The sequence below is a fragment of the Mycobacterium sp. MUNTM1 genome (genome assembly GCF_054660795.1).
Window position 1 is genome coordinate 1 of the sequence record NZ_BAAGDE010000173.1, and the last position, 270, is coordinate 270.

General features: G+C 68.1%; 1 protein-coding gene. It reads left to right on the plus strand.

Annotated features, from left to right (window positions below):
• The coding region (locus ACYQ8K_RS30295; RefSeq protein ID WP_459975086.1) for a PPE family protein, SVP subgroup at positions 1–186 on the plus strand (186 nt) is incomplete at its 5' end.
• Positions 187–270 lie beyond the last annotated feature (84 nt).

The following is a 270-nucleotide window of genomic DNA, read 5'->3' on the forward strand; positions in this document are numbered from 1 at the left end:
CCGCTGGCCAGCCCCCATGCCGCGGTGCTGGGCGGCACGCCGATGGTCGCGCCCCCGCCGGCGGGTACGCCGGGTATGCCCGGAGTACCGCTGGGCAATCTTGCCGGCGAACCCTTCGGACGCGCGGTGCCGCAATACGGGTTCCGCCCCCTCGTCGTCGCGCGTCCGCCCGCCGCGGGGTTGTGAGCAGAGCCCTTTCATGATTCTCCCAGTTTCTGACCAGCCGCACGACAGCGTATTCGTCCTGACGTCTTCTAACGTTTTACATAC